An 18,032-nucleotide genomic window follows, 5' to 3' on the forward strand; every position below is an offset into this window, starting at 1 on the left:
AGAAATCTCCTATTACTTGGATATGTAACTATTAAGAATCAAAACATCTTATACTTCTCTTAAATATATTTTTTTAATAATCAATTTATCAAATAATTGCGTTTGATTGTCTGTCTCGCCAATCACTTCGGCAATCACACTCTTGCCATCTTGTTTACGGCGTAATTGATAGACAATTTTCCCAGTTTCTTTTAACTCGTTAATCATAGTTACAACTCCACCAAAACCGGTTTTTTTAGTGATGAATCCAAGTGCTACCATTCGTTCATCTAAATTTTTAGCTGAAATGCTGGCTCCTGTAATCAACGTATTCCGAAGTGTATGAGAAAAATCTTCCAATCCTGAAACCGTTGGATATTCAGGTTCCTCTGGTTCGTTTTGGCTTGGACGCGCTCGTAACTCATCTAACTCTTGTAGCAAGTCTTCATATTGCTGTTGTGTCATCATCACACCTGCTACTTTTTCACGATTGAATACATAGACACCCGTTCCTGCTTCTCTTGCTTGGTTAAATACGTCCATGGGAGATTTTTTGACTTCTGTAATTGAAGTTGTGGGAACTTCTAATTTTTTCAGTTCCATCTCTTCTCCTCCTTGTTTCTATTAAGATCTTAGCGATCCGTTTCTCGCGAATAGATAATCTTAAGCAGACCTCTATCTTGTTTCGACTTTTTTATTATATCATAAATTTTCTCTAAGATTTCATGAGAATCAAAAAATATGAGAGAAAACTTGCTTTCCCTCATACTTTCTACTATATAATACTCGCTTCATAACCTGTATCAGTAATTTTTTTAGCAATTTCTTCTGATGTCACTTCTGATTCATCAAATTTTACTACGCCATTATTTTTTTTCAAATGAATTTTTACCTTTTTAATTCCTGGTAATTCCGTCACGGCTTTTTCTACTCGACCTGCACAATGGTCACAGCTCATTCCTTGAATTGAAAATGTTTGTTTCATTCTATCTTCCTCCGTCTTTTTATTCATGTTTACATGCACACTGACCAGGAATACAATTACAACTAATTTCCTGTACAGCTTGCTTATCAGCCAAGACTTGTTGCAAATTATCAATATCTTCAGCAGTTAATTCAACTTCTTCTAACAAGTTTACCAAGGTTTCTCCTGCTTTTTTTGCACAAATATGCGAAAAAAGGTTGGCACTTGCACTAAGAATTACTTCCTCTTCTGCGACTTTAGCAGAATAAATAAATTTTTTGCCTACTTTTTCAGTGTGTAGAATATCTTTTTTTACCAATCTTCCCAACAACGTTTTTACGGTAGCGATTTTCCAATCTTTTGATCCACTTAACAATTCATAAATTGTCGTTGCATCAACAGTCTCTTTATTCCAGACAACCCGCATAATTTCCCATTCTGAATCACTAATTTTCATTGGTTCAACCATCGTTGTCACCTACATCACCTCTTATTTCATACTACATATAGTTTACATCCGTAATCCAAACTTGTCAAAAGTTCTTGCTTTTGAAATAGAAATAAAAGAAGTCAGAGTAGAAAAAAAGTTTATTTTTGCCATTTAAATAGCAAATTAGCGAAAGTATCCATTCCTATAAATAGTAGAAATCCAAAACTACTTAATACTAAAATTCCCGCATACATCCCTGGATAATCCATTCGTGTCCAAGCATCCATGATAAAATAGCCCATTCCATATTGGGTACCATAATTTTCTGTAAAAAATAAAATAGAAATAGCCGTTCCTAAAGACACTCTCGTTCCACTAAAAATTGCCGGTAGTGTTGCTGGAAAAGTAATATGAAAAAATTTACGCCATCGACTAGCTCGCAAACATTGATAGACATCATAATAATTATGAGGAATTTCTCTGATCGCATCTCTTACCGAAATAGTCATCTGGGGTAAGACAATTAAGACAATCATCAAAATCTTTGAACGATCTCCCAGTCCTCCCAGTAACATCACTATCGGAAGAAGAGCCATTTTGGGTATGGGATAAATGAGATAGACAATCGCATCGAAAAATGGTTGATCAGGAAAACTTCCTATCATTAAACCCAAGGTAAAACCACCAAGAATTGAAAAAAACAAACCCAAAACTACCCGATAAAAACTGGCTTTTAAATGCCAAAGCATACTAGTAGAAATCAACTCTGGAAGACGTTGAAGAACGATCCAAGGAGTAGGCAACAAATTTTTTTGCAAAATAACACTTGCAAGCCACCAGATACTCACTAATACAATGACTGCGAATACTCCATCAAATATTTTTTTAACTCTCATTCTCAATCACCTCTCTGACCTGTATTGATGCACTAAATAAATGTTCAGATTGACGATAGGACTTCAAGTCATTTTTTTCTTGAAATGGAGAGGAAATAATTGTCTGAATTCTGCCAGGATTAGCAGATAAGACAATTACTTCATGGGCTAACAAAAGTGCTTCATCAATGTCATGAGTCACAAAAATGGTTAGACGTTTTACCTGTTCCCAGCAATCCAAAAATAATTGTTGGGCAATTTCTCTGGTAAATGCATCCAAGGCTGAAAAAGGTTCATCCATTAACAAAACATCGCTTTGAACAGCTAAACTACGAGCAATCGCCACACGTTGTTTTTGTCCACCACTCAGTTGACTGGGATAGCTAGCTATCAAAGGAGTCAATGCCATGCGTTGAATCAATTTTTCTACAAAAACTTGATCTTTCTTTGTTAGCTTTTTGCCGGTACTAATCTTTCTAGCTTCCAAAACGGCTTTTTTTACCTTTTGCCAAGGCAATAATCCATAGTCTTGAGGAACAATTGAAACAACTGACTTGTCCACTGACTCCTCACCCAATAATAAGCTCCCTTGGCTAGGCTCTATTAATCCTGCCAACAACTTTAATAAAGTTGTTTTTCCAGCACCTGAGGCACCAATCACTGCATAAATTTTTTCTGATTCTAAGTGACAGGAAATTTTCTCTAAAATTAGTTGGTTGTTTTTTTGATAGGAAATATTGGTTAAATCGTAAGCTTTATTTGAAATAGACATCGCTTAAAACATCCTCAGCTTGTAAATCCAACGTAAAAATTCCTTTTTCTCTTGCCCAGTCAAAAGCCATTTCAATGTCTTCTCTCTTCGCTTGATTTGCTTCAGGATAATCTGGTACTTCAATTTGCTCTTTTAATGCTTCTGGAAATCCGATTTCATCAATAAATAATTGGATGTAAGCTTCTTTATCGTTTTCTTTCATCCATGCGACTGCTTCATTATACGCTTCATACATTCCTTGTAGCGCTTCTGCTTTTTCGTTGATGACTTCTGTTGTAAAACACAAAACAAATAAATTAATTCCTGCATCTCTAGTAGAGCCTAGATTGTTCATCCCTTCTGCTTTGGTCATGGTAACGAAAGGTTCTGGTAAAATCGCTGCTGCAGCTTGTTGGTTTTGTAATAACTCCACTCTACTTGGAACTTGTGGAACTTCGACTAAATTGACATCGGCTTCGGTCATTCCTGCTTGTCTTAGTAACTGATCCACTGCAAATTCTGGTCCTTGATTTTTAAGAATGATCACATCTTTGCCTTGCAAATCACTAATCGTTTGATTTTCAGCTGTCGCAACTAAATCAAATTGTCCGTAGGTTGAACTCGTAATTTGAATATCCATACCGCCTTCTAAATAAGTAGAAAAAGACACTAAATCGGCATTAATTCCATCGACAGCACCTGCTTGAAAAGCAGCATCTCGATCTCGAGCAGATTTAAAAGACTCCAATTCAATAGACACGCCATGCTTCACATCAAAGCCTTGTTCATGAGCCACGATTAAAGGCATATTGTCAGTGGAAGGCATCACGCCGATGCTAACTGTTGTCGCTTCTTCTGTTGAAGATTCTTCCTGTGTAGCAGTGGCAGCTCCACAGCCACCCAATACAAACAAAGTTAATAAAATAAAGACATTTTTTTTCATTGATTTCCCTCGCATTTTTCAAAAATTAATTCATTATTATTTTACCACTTTTTTCACAAACAAAAACATTTTTTTCCAAAAGCATAAGAAAAAAGCATTCCTATTCTCGATTAATGGCTATAAATACCAGTAATAAAGTTAGAAATACTTTTGTTTCATTTGATAATATTTTCTCAATCTTCCGAATCTTCCTCTTCATCGGATGGTTGTTTTAATACTTCTTGTCGATAACGACGATTTCCTAAGAATTTTAAAGCTTGCATTAAAGGTTGACGATTCACTCCTACCAGACCAATTAATTCAATGAATAGCTCCAAACCAAAAGCGGTACTAATCACTAATAAAATAATCGCTGAGGTACTTGCATAATTCATCAGTAAAGCAATAAAAGAAAAAACCATTGCCATCGCATAAATGGTCAATACAGCCCCACGATGGGTAAAGCCTAAAGAAATCAGACGATGGTGTAAGTGCATCTTGTCCGCCGAAGAGATCGGTTGTTTATTAAAGCGACGACGAATCATCGCAAAAATGGTATCGGTAATCGGAACTCCTAAAATAAACATTGGTGTGATTACCGAAATAAAAGTCGCATTTTTTAATCCTTGTAAAGAAAAAACAGAAATCATAAAACCTAAAAATAAAGCTCCTGTGTCCCCCAAGAAAATAGTCGCTGGATAAAAATTATAGGGAAAGAAACCAAAAATCGCAGCAACTAAAATAAAAATCATCACAGATAAAGCCACACCTGTTGCTGGTAGGAAAAAATAACTAATCAAACCGATAGTAACAAGGGCAATCATAGAAATTCCTGATGCTAAGCCATCTAAGCCATCAATTAAATTTACCGCATTGGTTATTGCTAAGATCCAAATGACAGTAACAGGAAGACTTAACCAGTTTAAGTGAACCACTCCCATTAAGGGAATTGAAATTGTATTAATTCGGATATCCGCAACAAAGTAGATAACCAATGCCGCTAGGGTTAAACCCACTGTTTTTTGTCCAGGAGTTAGTTCATAAACATCATCAATCAAACCTGTCAAAACAACAATCAAAGCCCCTAAAAGCATCGGCCAAACACGATTCATCGAATACGTTCCCCAAAATTCCCACAACACAGCTACTGAAAAAGTAATAAAAATACTCAATCCTCCTGCTGTGGGCATTGTCTTGGTATTAATTCGACGTTCCCCTGGTTTATCTACAGCCCCTATTTTAAAAGCTAATAACTTAATCAATGGGGTTAAAATTATTGAAAAGATGGTCGTTAAGAACAGCCGAACAATAAATTGAAATGTAAATCCCATTATTCATTCTCACTTTCATCGTCACTTTTTCCAAAGTGCTCTTTAACCTTTTCTTGAATTTTTTCCATACTATTTGAACGCTCAACTACTTTTCCACCAACAAATTCTTCTACCACAGCATTAATGATACTTCCTAAAATAATGATAGTTGCAGCAAAGTTTAACCACAGCATTAGTACCATAAAACTCCCGATAATTTGATAGCCACTTACTCGATTAGCAAAATATTGGGCATATAATCCAAATGCTTGGGAGAGAATTAACCAACCGATTGTCGCAAAACCTGCTCCTGGTAGAACTGAGCGAAGTTTAACTTTAACGTTAGGTACAATCCAGTAAATAACACTCATTGCTGCCATCATTGTGATAAAGGTAATTGGCCATTTGACTGTTTGGAATGTGGAAATAAACGAATCTGAAAACTGGAAGATTGGTTGAATCGCTTCTAAAATAACTTTTCCAGAGCCCACAAGTAAATTGACCCCCACAATCGCTAACAATAATAAAACGACCGCAAAAACAGAAAAGATTCTAGTAATAATAAAGTTGCCTCGATCATCGACGCCATAGGCTTTATTCATTGCTTTTTGTAGAGCATTGATACTCTGACTTGCAGACCATAAAGTGGCGACAGCTGAAATAGATAAAAGTCCACCAGAACCTTGAGTCAACAAATCTTGAATAGCTGGTCCTAAGAAGTCATAAACTGGCTCTGGAATCACTTCTTGAATGTAAGGAAGCACTGAGTTTGGATCGATTTGTAGAAAAGGCAATAAATTTCCAACTGCAATTAACAGAGGAAAGAGTGATAAAAGTAAATAATAAGCGACAACAATAGAGCTTGCCCCCATATCAGAATCTGTCACTCGAGCTTGAACTGTTTTTACAAATCGAATCAGCTCATCATTTTTTCGAAATTTCTGTAATAGTTTCATCGCTTTTCTCCTTCTCTATTCATTTAATTAGCGATTTTGTTTTAATATGCTTAAATTTCTGATGTGTTCTTGATAAACAGAGTAGAAATGGGTACGTCCCAGTCTAATAAGTGCCTTCTTCCCCTTGAGAAGTAAGAATACGTGGGCCTTCTTTAGTAATCGCTAAACTATGTTCATATTGGCAACTCAATCCACCATCAAGTGTGTAAGCTGTCCAACCATTAGGATCCATTTTCATTTTCCATGTGCCAGTATTGATCATTGGTTCAATCGTGATAACCATCCCTTCTTTTAAGCGTAATCCTTTTCCTGCTTCACCATAATGGGGAATAGAGGGACTTTCATGGATCGTTGGTCCAATCCCATGTCCGATAAAATCACGAACAACGCCAAAACCTTCACCTTCAGCATAAGTCTGAATCGCATGACCAATATCTCCCACTCGATTCCCTACTTGGGCTTGTTCAATTCCAAGATATAAGGCTTTTTTGGTGACCTCCATCAATTTTTTGACTTCTGGTGTGGGTTCTCCTACAGAATAGGTCCAACAAGAGTCAGAGATAGCACCTTTTAAGTCAACACACATGTCAACCTTAATTAAATCGCCTTCTTTTAAAGTTTTTTTACGTGGAAAACCATGACAGATTTCATCGTTGATACTACAGCAAGTCGCATACTTATATCCTTCAAAACCAATTTGAGCGGCTACCCCCCCATGACTTTCGATATAATCTCTGACAAACACTTCAATATCCCAGCTAGTAATCCCTGGTTTAATAAATGTTCGTAACTGTTTATGAACATCGGCTAATAAAGCACCTGATTCTGCCATTTGATCTATTTCTCTTTGTGATTTTAGTGTAATCATTTTATCAAATCTCCTCTTTTAGTAAGTACCTTCTTCTCCTTGTGAAGTAAGGATACGTGGACCTTCTTTAGTAATCGCTAAACTATGTTCATATTGGCAACTCAATCCACCATCAAGTGTGTAAGCTGTCCAACCATTGGGATCCATTTTCATTTTCCATGTGCCGGTATTAATCATCGGTTCAATTGTGATAACCATTCCTTCTTTTAAGCGTGCACCTTTCCCCGCTGGACCGTAATGTCCAAAGAATGGTTCTTCATGAATGGTAGGACCAATTCCGTGGGCAATAAAATCTCGCACCACGCCATAACCTTCTGCTTCTACATAGCTTTGAATCGCATGACCAATATCTCCCACTCGATTCCCTACTTGGGCTTGTTCAATCCCAAGATATAAGGCTTTTTTGGTGACTTCCATCAATTTTTTGACTTCAGGTGTGGGTTCTCCTACAGAATAAGTCCAACATGAATCAGAAATGCCACCTTTTAAATCAATACACATATCAACCTTAATTAAATCGCCTTCTTTTAAAGTTTTTTTACGTGGAAAACCATGACAGATTTCATCGTTGATACTGCAACAAGTCGCATACTTATATCCTTCAAAACCAATTTGAGCAGCTAACCCTCCATGACTTTCGATATAATTTCTGACAAACACTTCAATATTCCAGCTAGTAATCCCTGGTTTAATAAATGTTCGTAACTGTTTATGGACATCGGCTAATAAAGCACCTGATTCCGCCATTTGATCTATTTCTCTTTGTGATTTTAGTGTGATCATTGTAACTAATCTCCTCTATTGAAATCTTATCTATTTTACCATAGGAACGCTTTTTTTTCCAAATACCGTCCACTTTCCAAGAACTGTTTCCTAATTTCATATATTTTGTTATAATCAAATTTGAGAATATAGATGAAGGAGTTTCGAAAATCCATGACTTTAGCAAAAATTGTTTATGCAAGTATGACTGGTAATACCGAAGAAATTGCCGATATCGTTGCCGAAACGATGGAAAATTTAGGTATTGAAGTTGAAATAGAAGAGTGTACCCAAATTGATGCCACTGATTTTGAGGAGGCTGACATCTGTATTGTTGCTTCCTATACCTACGATGAAGGTACTTTACCTGATGAAATTATGGACTTTTACGATGATTTACTTGAATTAGATCTTTCAGGAAAAATCTTTGGCGTTTGTGGTTCAGGCGATACATTCTATGACTTTTTCTGTAAAGCCGTAGATGATTTTGAGGAAGCCTTCTTAAAAACAGGTGCAAGTAAAGGTGCTGATTCTGTAAAAGTTGATTTAGCTGCCGAAGAAGAAGATATCCAAAAGTTAGAAGCTTTTGCTAAAACAATTGTTGAAAAAATATAAAAAGTCGTTTCAGGAGTACTGCTTCTGAAACGACTTTTTTTATCTTGGTAATGTTTTAAAACTCATATCTAATGGTTGACTACTCTTCATTGTTTCAAATGAGCCTTTGAGTAACTCAATGATTTCCTCTTGTTTAAATTCCAAAATCCCTGACGAAGTTAAAGCTGATAAACCTGAAACCAAGATCCAAAAACCTGAATAAACTGACTTAATTTGTTCTTCTGACAATTCAGCATACTCTGTATCAGTGATGATATTTTCGACAAAGTATTCATAAGAATATTCTTTCATTTTTGAAACATCTGCTGCCCCTTCTAAATAAAGAGCTTTATATAACTGTTTTTCTTTATTGGCAAACTCAATACTATTAATTCCTAAATCAAGAAGCTTGTCTCCAGTAATTTCTTTGTGTAATAGTTTATTCGATAATTCTTCGATAACTTTCTCCACTAATACATGTTTTAAGTCATCCATATTTTTAAATTCTAAATAAATTGGTTGAGTGGAACACTTCATTTTGGCTGCAATATTTCTGGCAGTAAAATGGGAAAAACCTTCTTTTGCGACAACATCATACGCAGCGTCTAAAATCTGATCTCTGGTAATCGTTTTTTTTCTAGCCATATTTCTGGTCTCCTTATATTCAATATATACCGCTTTCACTCATTGTCCTTATTTTACCATGTTTTCAAAAGAATTCAAATTAGCACTCCTAATCTTTTAAAATAAAAAAACATTTTATCTTTATTTATTACATTTTAAAGCCAAATAAGTGAAATAAAATCTTTCAGTCATTTCCCTGTCCTTCTTTAGATTTAAAAAAAAATCATTTTACCGATAAATAGTCGTTTTTATTTCATATCCCTATTCTCTCTTCTATTTGTTTTGAAATTTAGTTAGTGTTATTATAATAACAGACTTATTATCAGGTTTTTCAAAGGATTTTAGATAACTTTGTTAAACTATTTAGGAGGAACTTGTACATGGTACTAGAAAATTTTGATACAAATCTTGAAAAATATGCACAACTAATTGCAGAAGTTGGAGTCAACGTTCAAGACTCACATACAGTTGTTTTAACTATTAGTGTAGAGCAAGCCCCTTTAGCTCGCTTAATCACGCAAAAAGCTTATGAATTAGGTGCTGCAGAAGTAATTGTTCAATGGACGGATGATATTGTTCAAAAAGAATTTTTATCTCACGCAGCAGACGATCGTTTGAAAAATATTCCTCAACATAAAATCGATCAAGTGGATGATTGGATTGAAAAAGGCGCAAGTCGTATTAGTGTTGTATCCTCTGATCCAGGCTCTTTAGCAGGTGTAGATGCTGAACGTGTGGCGGCTTATCAATTAGCTTCTGGTAAAGCGATGCATAACCTACGTATTGCGACTCAATCAAACAAAGTCAGCTGGGTAGTGGCGGCAGCTTCAGGTACAGAATGGGCTAAAAAAGTCTTTCCTGATTTATCAGCTGCAGAAGCTCAAGATGCTTTATGGGATCAAATCTTTAAAACAACTCGTGTCTATTCAGAAGATCCAATTGCTGCATGGAAAAAACACGATCAAACTTTACAAGCTAAAGCAGATGAATTAAATAGTGAACAATTTGACTCCCTGCATTACACAGCTCCAGGTACTGATTTGACAATTGGTCTTCCAGAAAATCATTTATGGGAAGGTGCAGGTAGCTTTAATGTCCGTGGAGAAAAATTCATGGCAAACATGCCGACAGAAGAAGTATTCACTGCTCCTGATAGCCGTCGTGTAGATGGATTCATCTCTAGTACAAAACCTTTAAGTTATGCGGGTAACATCATCTCTGGTATGAAATTTACCTTCAAAGACGGAAAAGTCGTTGATTTTTCTGCTGAACAAGGAGAAGAAGTTCTTGGCAAATTGTTAGACACCGATGAAGGTGCTAAACATTTAGGTGAAGTTGCTTTAGTTCCAGATCCTTCACCAATTTCTCAGTCAGGCATTATTTTCTTCAACACTTTATTTGATGAAAATGCTTCGAATCATTTAGCTTTCGGTTCAGCTTACGCCTTTAACTTACAAGGTGGAACGGAAATGTCTGAAGAAGAATTAATTGCTGCTGGTATAAACCGTAGTCAAACCCATGTAGACTTTATGGTAGGTTCTGCAGAAATGAACATCGATGGCATCCGTAAAGATGGTAGCCGTGTGCCAATTTTTAGAAATGGTGATTGGGCTTAAAACAAAATTTTTGTTACTCAATTGTGAAGGAATGTGACGAGTCAGTCACATTCCTTTTTAACACCCCTTTCAAAAATTCTATATTGGATTCCCAAAACCATTTTTTAGCCACATTTCATTTTCTTAAACTATTTAAAAGTTTTCTTCATTTATCAATCATTTTGCATAGTAAAATTGTCAAAATTTTGATAAAATTTACTTCATATGGAAGGAATGATTTAGAATGACACCGAATCGTGAAGATTATCTAAAATTAATCTTAGAGCTTGGCGGAGATCAAAAAAAAATAAATAACAAACAAATTGTATCAGGCTTGTCTATTTCTGCCGCCTCTGTCAGCGAAATGATTTCCAAACTTTTAAAAGAAGGTTTAGTCCAACACACTCCTTATCAAGGTGTGCAGCTTACTGAGGCTGGTCACAAAAAAGCTAGTTCTCTTATTCGACGACATCGTCTTTGGGAGGTTTTCTTAGTAGAACATTTAAATTATTCTTGGAATGAAGTCCATGATGATGCTGAGGTTCTAGAACATGTTACTTCTGACGTTTTAGCCGAACGACTGGAAGAGTATCTCAATCATCCAGAACATTGTCCTCATGGTGGGATTATCCCTAAAGAAAAGCAAGTTATCCACGAAATAAAACGTGAAACGTTAAGTCATTATTCTGAAGGAACCAAAATCAAAATTGCGAGAGTATTGGATGAAAAAGAACTCTTAGATTACTTAGTATCTATTGATTTAAAACTTCATGAAGAATATCAAATTGTGGAAGTTGCTCCTTATGAAGGACCCATCACGATTCAAAATGCAGAAAAGCAAATTGCCGTCAGCTTCAAAGCGGCTAGTACTATTTTTGTTGATCAGTTGTCAGAGTCGAAAGTCGAAACGAATTGATAGATTAGATAGGTGACGAAATTTTATTACACTAGAAATGAATTAGGAGTGAATCAAATGAGCGAGAAAAAGGTATTGATTACTATATTTGGTGGTACAGGTGATTTAGCACAAAGAAAGCTATATCCCTCATTGTTTCGATTATACAAAAAAGGCGACTTGGTTGAATCGTTTTCTATAATTGGAACAGCACGTCGTCCATGGACGAACGAGACTTACCGTGATATTGTCAAAGAAACAATTGCTAGTTTAAATCCAAGTGAAGAAGAAGCCGAAACTTTTGCTTCTCACTTCTACTATCAATCTCATGACGTCCAAGACACGGAACATTATGATACTTTAAAAAACTTAGCTGACGAACTAGATGAAAAATATCAAATTGAAGGCAATCGTCTTTTCTATCTAGCAATGTCTCCAAATTTCTTTGGAACAATTGTGGCACATTTAAAATCTCAAGGAATGCTAGATGTCAAAGGGTATCACCGTGTAATTATTGAGAAACCATTTGGTACAGATTATGAAACTGCAGCTCAATTAAATCAAGAAATTGCCGATGTTTTTGAAGAAGAAGATATCTATCGTATCGATCATTATTTAGGCAAAGAAATGATTCAAAACATTTCAGCGATTCGTTTTGCAAATAATATTTTTGAATCTCTATGGAGCAATCGTCACATTGATAATATTCAAATTAATATCGCTGAAGATTTAGGTGTGGAAGAACGCGGTGGTTACTATGATAAGAGTGGTGCGCTAAAAGATATGGTGCAAAACCATATTCTACAAATCTTATCTCTATTAGCTATGGAACCTCCTGTTGCCTTTTCTGAAAAAGGCATTCGTTCTGAAAAAATCAAAGCTCTGGATGCCTTACGTGTTTATACTCCTGAAGAAGCTTCCGCAAACTTTATTCGTGGTCAATATAGCGCAGGTACTTTAGATGGCAAAGAATTTACAGGGTATAAAGAAGAAATGAACGTTGATCCAGAATCAAAAACAGAAACCTTTGTTGCTGGAAAATTCCTAATTGATAATTTCCGTTGGTCTGGAGTTCCTTTTTACGTTCGTACAGGTAAACGTCTAACTGAAAAAGGGACACGAATCAATATCGTCTTTAAACAAGTCCCAATCAACGTTTTCAAAGATTCTGTTGGTGGTTCTTGTAAACAAAAAAACCTAGCACCAAATGTTCTATCTATCTATATTCAACCAACAGAAGGCTTCTCTCTTTCCTTAAATGGAAAAGAGGTTGGTCAAGGATTTAATATGTTACCGATTCGTTTAGAACATCGTAACAGTACAGAAATCATTGAAAACACACCAGAAGCCTATGAGAAATTGATGCTGGATGCCTTAAATGGTGATGGTACGAACTTTACTCATTGGGATGAAGTCGCTCAATCATGGCGTGTAGTGGATGTTATTCGCCACGCTTGGGATGATGATGATTCACCAGTCCCTCAATATCAAGCAGGGACTATGGGTCCACAAGAAGCTTATGACTTACTTGAAAATGACGGCTTTGAGTGGATTTGGACACCTGATGAATGGTATCGTAAACGAGATTTATTGTCATAAAACGAAAAAAATGAGAGAGAAACCATTATGGTTACTCCCTCATTTTTTTATATCCATTCAACAATCGCACTGGGCTTTCTACTGATTACAGTTATTTTTCAGTTACTATTCACGGCAAACTTGACGCTTCACTGCGAGAATGGCTTGCTTAGGTCAGCCCGGAACCGCTCCAAGCCTGTAGTCTTGGAGCTTTTAAGCTTCACACGCCCAGTAACCAATCAATTGACAGCTGTGCGTTCTTCACATTGAATTCTTAACGTGGCGACAACGCAAGCCTCTCTCTTCGTTGTGTAGTGTAGCCTATGGATTAGAAAAGTAACTGTGAATAGTAACATATTTCAATTAATCTTCTTTTACGAAATTATTTCCTGAAAAATCTGCTTAAAACTAAAACCTTTTCGTATACCAGAGACCCAACTTCGTAAGTAAGGGCTAGCTCCATCCACAGGAATCACGACACTAATCTGAATTAGATTGTCCTCTTCTACTTAATCATTTCCATTTTTTAGATAATCAATAATTTGCTGATAAAATTTATAAAAACCATCTACCTTTAATTCACTAAAATCAATTGTTTCAGCCTCAGTTCCTTCTTTATAGGGCTCTCCTTTAAAAACTCGTTCCATCATATCGATAGTCGTCAAAATAAGTGAGTTCAGTGGGGTCTTGAATTACCACATTAACCCAACGATTATTGATCGTAAAAGCAAGAACACGAAATGGCTGACTGCTAAGTTTTTCTTCTAAATCAAGAAAATTTGTTCTAATTCCTCTTGGTCTGCTTACAGTGCTGACTTTTTGCCAAAGTATCCTGAACTTTGATTTCCCGTGTGCCGTGTCTCATAGTAAACAATCTTCCCGGATTGAACAAAAAAGTATCCTCCAACTAGTATTGCTAATAGCAATAAATCCAGCTAGCCATTTCTTCATATACTAGCCCTCTCTTTTAGAAAGTTTTTCACACCTTTAATTAGTCTCACCAGTGAAGTTGTTCCCCTCAAAGTCGGCTTCAAATTTGAAGTCTTGGCGCTCACCGCTGACATTTGAACTAAGAAGCCCATCATCAACAAATTTATCAAATCTCACTGAAATTTGAATGGGTCTTTTTTTATCTAATTCATATTTTCCTTCTTCAAGATAGTTTGATATTTTACGGTAAAATTCGATAAGTCCATCAACTGGAACTTCACTTACCTCCAAACGATCTACAGAATCTGAATTTTTGTAAGGTCTCTCTTTTTCTCATCTTGGAAAAAATCTAGTTCCATCGTAACGATAATAATCGTAATAAGAAGTTTGATTGGGATCTTCGACAATGGCCAAAATAGCATTATTAGATACATTCAGTAATGTAAAATAAACAGATTGTCCAACAAATTCCTCTGACAATTCTTGAAACACTTGATCTAAATGCTCTTCATCTTCTAAAAGCGTTGATTTTTTACCAAAATAGCCACTAACTTCGCCACCCATTCGAAATGTTTCATAAAAACGTATTTCTCCTGTAGCAAATAAATAGATAGTCATCAACAGAGTCATTCCTAGCAATATAAACACTAAACTGAGAAAAAACTTTTTCATAAAAACACTCCTCATCGCTATTAATCTATGCACATTTTATCTTCTACTTTAAGTATAAGTTAGTGAAAATTTGGAAACAATAGGAACACCAATTTTTACCATTTATCAATCATTTTTTGACAAAAAAAATACTATTTTTACTTTTTTTGTTACCATTCACAATTATCTTTCTAATCTCTTCGCTACACTGCACAACGAATTCTGCTTTTGTCGGTCAGGGACCAACTGGAGCGATTCCTGGCTGACCTAAGTAAGCTTCTCACAGTGAAGTGTCAAATTTGTTATTATTTGCTATGAATAGCAACGTTTTTCTTAAAACAAAAAACCTGAAAGATAGGTTTTAGCCCTCTCTCAGGTTCATCTATTATTTTGTTTCAAAACCTTCAGCTACCGCTTCAGGAAATTCTTTTTCAACAATTTCTGCACAATGTGAGCATAGAGTTGGTAATGCTTCATTTGAACCCACGCTATTTTTCACTTGGCGGCAACGATCACAAACTTCTCCGTCTGCTTTTTCGACTAAAATTGCCCCATTTTCAAATTGTTGTGCATTTGTAGGCACTTCTGTACCGACAGCTTTCACTTCAAAGAAATCTGGAGATACAATTAGTAATTGTGCTAAATCAGTATCTACAGCCGTTAACAAAGTAGCCAAAGGTTCTGTAGGATAGATAGTTACTTTCGCTTCTAAAGACTTACCAATCAATTTCTCGTTACGAGCAACTTCCAACGCTTTTAAGACATCATCACGGAAGTCCATAAAGGCTGTCCAAGTATCTAACAATTCTGTTTGATTTGGATACTCTTGATAAGCTGGGAATTCAGCTAATTGTACATATTCCTCTTCTTCTTTTAAGTGTGCCCAAATTTCTTCAGAAGTATGAGGAATAATTGGTGTCAATAACTTAGATAAAGTAACTGCTGCTTGATAAAAGACAGTTTGCATGCAGCGACGTTGGTAATCATCCTCTGACTCGATATAAACAACATCTTTAGCAAAATCTAAATAGAAAGAAGACAATTCAACCGTTAAGAAATTCATTACGGTACGATAAATATGCAAGAAGTTATACTTTTCATAACCATTTTCACGAATCTCTTTAATCACTTGGTTTAAACGAACGGTCATGTATTTATCAACAGAACGTAAATCATCAAAACCGACTCCATCTGTTTTTGGATCAAAATCAGATGTATTGGCTAAAAGGAAACGCATGGTATTACGAATTTTACGATAAACTTCAGATACTTGATTAAGAATGTCCATTGATACACGAACATCTGATTCATAGTCGACACTACTTACCCATAGACGTAAAATATCGGCACCCATTTGATTAATTACTTTACTTGGAACAATCGTGTTACCTAATGATTTACTCATCTTACGACCTTCTCCATCCAAGGCAAAACCTTGGGATAAAACAGCCTTGTAAGGAGCGACGCCATTAATTGCGACACTTGTTGTGATACTTGAGTTAAACCAACCACGATATTGGTCAGAACCCTCCAAATACATATCCGCTGGGAAAGTTAGATCTTCTCTTTGACGTAAAACAGCTTCATGAGAAGAACCTGAGTCAAACCAAACATCCATGATATCTGTTTCTTTCGTAAATTCACCATTAGGAGATCCAGGGTGGGTAAATCCTTCTGGTAGTAAATCCTTGGCTTCACGTTCAAACCAAACATTCGAACCAAATTCACCAAATAATTGAGCCACATGTTCCACTGTTTCTGGAGTCATAATAACTTCGCCATTTTCTGCATAGAAAACTGGCAATGGTACACCCCAAGCACGTTGACGAGAAATTACCCAGTCGCCACGGTCACGAATCATGTTGTATAAACGTGTTTTCCCCCAAGGAATAATCCAATCAACTTTTTCAATTTCGTCTAGAATATCTTGACGGAATTTATCGATAGATGCAAACCATTGTGGTGTTGCACGGTAGATGACTGGTTTTTTCGTACGCCAATCATGTGGATAACTATGTGTGAAGAAGTCCAGTTTCAACAAAGCATCCTTTTCTGTTAATAAGTCGGTAATCATTGGATTGGCTTTATCATAAAAGATTCCTTCAAAACCAGGAGCTTCATCTGTAAAGCAACCACGACTATCCACAGGAGAAATAACATCTAATCCATATCTTTTGCTAACGATGTAGTCATCTTCCCCGTGTCCAGGTGCTGTATGGACCAAACCAGTACCCGCATCAAGTGTTACGTGATCTCCTAGCATTACTAAAGAGGTACGATCGTAAAACGGATGGTGACCAGTCATGTTTTCTAGTTGGCTTCCGGCTAGTTCTTGTAATACTTCTACTGATTCCCAACCAATTGCATTTTGAACTGTTTCTAATAAATCTTTGGCAACCACAAATTTACGGCCATCTGCTTCGATTTGAACATAAGTATAATCGGGATTTACAGAGATTCCCAAGTTAGCTGGTAACGTCCAAGGGGTCGTTGTCCAAATCACAAATGAAGTATCTTCATTTAATAAATCTTTACCGTCTGCCACTTTAAAAGCAACATAAATAGATGGTGATTTCACATCTTTATATTCAATCTCAGCTTCAGCTAAAGAGGATTCACTTGATGGTGACCAATAGATGGGTTTAAGACCTTTGTAAATATAGCCTTTTTCAGCCATTTTACCAAATACACGGATTTCAGCAGCTTCATAATCAGGAGTTAATGTAATATAAGGATTTTCCCAATCTCCAGCTACACCTAAACGTTTAAAATCTTCACGTTGTGTATCTACTTGAGTCAAAGCATAGTCATAACATTTTTGGCGATATTCTGCCATAGACATTTCTTTACGTTTGATTCCTTTGTTCGTCAAAACTTGCTCAATCGGTAGACCATGTGTATCCCAACCAGGAACATAAGGTGAACGGAAACCTGACATTGATTTTGAGCGGATGATAATATCTTTACTAATTTTATTCAATGAATGACCGATATGGATATTTCCGTTTGCATAAGGAGGCCCATCATGCAAAACAAAGGTTGGTTTGCCTTCATTTAGCTTTTGACGTTGACCATAAATATCTTTTTCATGCCATTCTTTTTGCCATTCGCCTTCACGATTTGGTAAATTTCCACGCATTGGAAAAGCAGTTTTCCCAAGATGTAGTGTCTCTTTCATTTTCATGTTTGCTTGCTCCTTCTTCCATTGTACTTTTAATTTGAGCGATAAAAAAAACGCTCCTCCCTATAAATAGGGACGAACGTGTCGTGGTACCACCCAAAGTTTAAAAACAAAATTTGTTTTCCTCTAGTAATCAATAACGAGATTAGCCGTTGATTTTTACTTTA

At 36.1% G+C, this 18,032-nt stretch carries 19 protein-coding genes and 1 other annotated feature (1 of these 20 cut by a window edge); of the genes, 4 read left to right on the plus strand and 15 right to left on the minus strand.

Going from position 1 to position 18,032, the window contains the following annotated elements; genetic code table 11:
- Window positions 1-48: 48 nt before the first annotated feature.
- The 10 genes from AC4BBX_RS04985 to map (AC4BBX_RS05030) all read right to left on the minus strand — a co-directional run bounded on the left by AC4BBX_RS04985 (window position 49) and on the right by map (AC4BBX_RS05030) (window position 7,838).
- Window positions 49-582, minus strand: coding sequence for a type II toxin-antitoxin system Phd/YefM family antitoxin (locus tag AC4BBX_RS04985; protein WP_490455345.1), 534 nt, complete (start codon window positions 580-582; stop codon window positions 49-51).
- A gap of 172 nt (window positions 583-754) precedes the next feature.
- Entirely contained in the window at window positions 755-964 is a 210-nt protein-coding gene (copZ, locus tag AC4BBX_RS04990; RefSeq protein WP_490455346.1) for a copper chaperone CopZ, read from the minus strand.
- 19 nt (window positions 965-983) lie between these two features.
- On the minus strand, window positions 984-1,412 hold the full coding sequence (locus AC4BBX_RS04995; RefSeq protein WP_490455765.1) for a CopY/TcrY family copper transport repressor: 429 nt from the start codon (window positions 1,410-1,412) through the stop codon (window positions 984-986).
- A 119-nt stretch (window positions 1,413-1,531) separates the two neighbouring features.
- Window positions 1,532-2,269 (minus strand): ABC transporter permease, encoded by a 738-nt coding sequence (locus AC4BBX_RS05000; RefSeq protein ID WP_490455347.1) that lies wholly within the window; start codon window positions 2,267-2,269, stop codon window positions 1,532-1,534.
- Window positions 2,259-3,020 carry an ABC transporter ATP-binding protein gene (locus tag AC4BBX_RS05005; protein WP_490455348.1) on the minus strand — a complete coding sequence of 254 codons (762 nt, stop codon included), beginning with the start codon at window positions 3,018-3,020 and terminating at the stop codon, window positions 2,259-2,261. Before AC4BBX_RS05005 ends, AC4BBX_RS05000 begins: the two co-directional genes overlap by 11 nt.
- Window positions 3,004-3,942, minus strand: a complete 939-nt coding sequence (locus AC4BBX_RS05010) for an ABC transporter substrate-binding protein (protein ID WP_490455349.1) — start codon at window positions 3,940-3,942, stop codon at window positions 3,004-3,006. Before AC4BBX_RS05010 ends, AC4BBX_RS05005 begins: the two co-directional genes overlap by 17 nt.
- A 173-nt stretch (window positions 3,943-4,115) precedes the next feature.
- Window positions 4,116-5,252, minus strand: a complete 1,137-nt coding sequence (locus AC4BBX_RS05015; RefSeq protein ID WP_490455350.1) for a glycosyltransferase family 4 protein — start codon at window positions 5,250-5,252, stop codon at window positions 4,116-4,118.
- Window positions 5,252-6,187, minus strand: coding sequence for a YihY/virulence factor BrkB family protein (locus tag AC4BBX_RS05020; protein ID WP_490455351.1), 936 nt, complete (start codon window positions 6,185-6,187; stop codon window positions 5,252-5,254). The genes AC4BBX_RS05015 and AC4BBX_RS05020 overlap by 1 nt, the downstream gene beginning before the upstream one ends.
- Before the next feature lie 103 nt (window positions 6,188-6,290).
- Window positions 6,291-7,055, minus strand: coding sequence for a type I methionyl aminopeptidase (gene map, locus AC4BBX_RS05025; protein ID WP_490455352.1), 765 nt, complete (start codon window positions 7,053-7,055; stop codon window positions 6,291-6,293).
- An 18-nt stretch (window positions 7,056-7,073) separates the two neighbouring features.
- Complete coding sequence (map, locus tag AC4BBX_RS05030) at window positions 7,074-7,838, minus strand: type I methionyl aminopeptidase (RefSeq protein ID WP_490455353.1); 765 nt, start codon at window positions 7,836-7,838, stop codon at window positions 7,074-7,076.
- A 153-nt stretch (window positions 7,839-7,991) separates the two neighbouring features.
- Here map (AC4BBX_RS05030) and AC4BBX_RS05035 point away from each other — a divergent pair, with 153 nt between their 5' ends.
- Window positions 7,992-8,432, plus strand: coding sequence for a flavodoxin (locus tag AC4BBX_RS05035; RefSeq protein ID WP_490455766.1), 441 nt, complete (start codon window positions 7,992-7,994; stop codon window positions 8,430-8,432).
- Between the two features lie 39 nt (window positions 8,433-8,471).
- Here AC4BBX_RS05035 and AC4BBX_RS05040 read toward each other — a convergent pair whose 3' ends face one another.
- The gene (locus tag AC4BBX_RS05040) at window positions 8,472-9,056 is read right to left on the minus strand and encodes a TetR/AcrR family transcriptional regulator (RefSeq protein ID WP_490455354.1); all 585 of its coding nucleotides are present in this window, start codon (window positions 9,054-9,056) and stop codon (window positions 8,472-8,474) included.
- 359 nt (window positions 9,057-9,415) lie between these two features.
- Between AC4BBX_RS05040 and AC4BBX_RS05045 the strand changes: the two genes are divergently transcribed.
- The 3 genes from AC4BBX_RS05045 to zwf all read left to right on the plus strand — a co-directional run bounded on the left by AC4BBX_RS05045 (window position 9,416) and on the right by zwf (window position 13,124).
- Window positions 9,416-10,651 (plus strand): aminopeptidase, encoded by a 1,236-nt coding sequence (locus tag AC4BBX_RS05045; RefSeq protein WP_490455355.1) that lies wholly within the window; start codon window positions 9,416-9,418, stop codon window positions 10,649-10,651.
- Window positions 10,652-10,874: 223 nt separating this feature from the next.
- A complete protein-coding gene (gene efaR / locus AC4BBX_RS05050) occupies window positions 10,875-11,546 on the plus strand; it encodes a transcriptional regulator EfaR (RefSeq protein WP_490455356.1) in 672 nt (223 codons plus the stop codon).
- A gap of 57 nt (window positions 11,547-11,603) precedes the next feature.
- Window positions 11,604-13,124, plus strand: coding sequence for a glucose-6-phosphate dehydrogenase (zwf, locus tag AC4BBX_RS05055; protein ID WP_490455357.1), 1,521 nt, complete (start codon window positions 11,604-11,606; stop codon window positions 13,122-13,124).
- A gap of 488 nt (window positions 13,125-13,612) precedes the next feature.
- Here zwf and AC4BBX_RS05060 read toward each other — a convergent pair whose 3' ends face one another.
- The 4 genes from AC4BBX_RS05060 to ileS form a co-directional block, all read right to left on the minus strand.
- A complete protein-coding gene (locus tag AC4BBX_RS05060) occupies window positions 13,613-13,753 on the minus strand; it encodes a hypothetical protein (protein WP_490455358.1) in 141 nt (46 codons plus the stop codon).
- 337 nt (window positions 13,754-14,090) lie between these two features.
- Window positions 14,091-14,324: a hypothetical protein gene (locus AC4BBX_RS05065; RefSeq protein WP_490455359.1), complete on the minus strand. Its 234-nt coding sequence runs from the start codon at window positions 14,322-14,324 to the stop codon at window positions 14,091-14,093.
- Window positions 14,325-14,366: 42 nt separating this feature from the next.
- The gene (locus tag AC4BBX_RS05070) at window positions 14,367-14,705 is read right to left on the minus strand and encodes a hypothetical protein (protein WP_490455360.1); all 339 of its coding nucleotides are present in this window, start codon (window positions 14,703-14,705) and stop codon (window positions 14,367-14,369) included.
- Window positions 14,706-15,069: 364 nt separating this feature from the next.
- A complete protein-coding gene (gene ileS / locus AC4BBX_RS05075) occupies window positions 15,070-17,868 on the minus strand; it encodes an isoleucine--tRNA ligase (protein ID WP_490455361.1) in 2,799 nt (932 codons plus the stop codon).
- 65 nt (window positions 17,869-17,933) lie between these two features.
- Window positions 17,934-18,032 (minus strand) — a binding site (T-box leader); it runs 116 nt beyond the window's last position.

The sequence above is a fragment of the Enterococcus sp. AMC1157 genome (genome assembly GCF_058216555.1).

Coding starts and splice junctions, on each gene's coding strand:
- AC4BBX_RS05020 (WP_490455351.1), bottom strand. CDS start 6,187: ATGAAACTATTACAGAAATTTCGAAAAAATGATGAGCTGATTCGATTT.
- AC4BBX_RS05035 (WP_490455766.1), top strand. CDS start 7,992: ATGACTTTAGCAAAAATTGTTTATGCAAGTATGACTGGTAATACCGAA.
- AC4BBX_RS04995 (WP_490455765.1), bottom strand. CDS start 1,412: ATGGTTGAACCAATGAAAATTAGTGATTCAGAATGGGAAATTATGCGG.
- map (WP_490455352.1), bottom strand. CDS start 7,055: ATGATTACACTAAAATCACAAAGAGAAATAGATCAAATGGCAGAATCA.
- AC4BBX_RS05010 (WP_490455349.1), bottom strand. CDS start 3,942: ATGAAAAAAAATGTCTTTATTTTATTAACTTTGTTTGTATTGGGTGGC.
- AC4BBX_RS05070 (WP_490455360.1), bottom strand. CDS start 14,705: ATGAAAAAGTTTTTTCTCAGTTTAGTGTTTATATTGCTAGGAATGACT.
- AC4BBX_RS04985 (WP_490455345.1), bottom strand. CDS start 582: ATGGAACTGAAAAAATTAGAAGTTCCCACAACTTCAATTACAGAAGTC.
- AC4BBX_RS05015 (WP_490455350.1), bottom strand. CDS start 5,252: ATGGGATTTACATTTCAATTTATTGTTCGGCTGTTCTTAACGACCATC.
- efaR (WP_490455356.1), top strand. CDS start 10,875: ATGACACCGAATCGTGAAGATTATCTAAAATTAATCTTAGAGCTTGGC.
- zwf (WP_490455357.1), top strand. CDS start 11,604: ATGAGCGAGAAAAAGGTATTGATTACTATATTTGGTGGTACAGGTGAT.
- AC4BBX_RS05060 (WP_490455358.1), bottom strand. CDS start 13,753: ATGATGGAACGAGTTTTTAAAGGAGAGCCCTATAAAGAAGGAACTGAG.
- AC4BBX_RS05045 (WP_490455355.1), top strand. CDS start 9,416: ATGGTACTAGAAAATTTTGATACAAATCTTGAAAAATATGCACAACTA.
- map (WP_490455353.1), bottom strand. CDS start 7,838: ATGATCACACTAAAATCACAAAGAGAAATAGATCAAATGGCGGAATCA.
- AC4BBX_RS05040 (WP_490455354.1), bottom strand. CDS start 9,056: ATGGCTAGAAAAAAAACGATTACCAGAGATCAGATTTTAGACGCTGCG.
- AC4BBX_RS05000 (WP_490455347.1), bottom strand. CDS start 2,269: ATGAGAGTTAAAAAAATATTTGATGGAGTATTCGCAGTCATTGTATTA.
- ileS (WP_490455361.1), bottom strand. CDS start 17,868: ATGAAAATGAAAGAGACACTACATCTTGGGAAAACTGCTTTTCCAATG.
- AC4BBX_RS05005 (WP_490455348.1), bottom strand. CDS start 3,020: ATGTCTATTTCAAATAAAGCTTACGATTTAACCAATATTTCCTATCAA.
- copZ (WP_490455346.1), bottom strand. CDS start 964: ATGAAACAAACATTTTCAATTCAAGGAATGAGCTGTGACCATTGTGCA.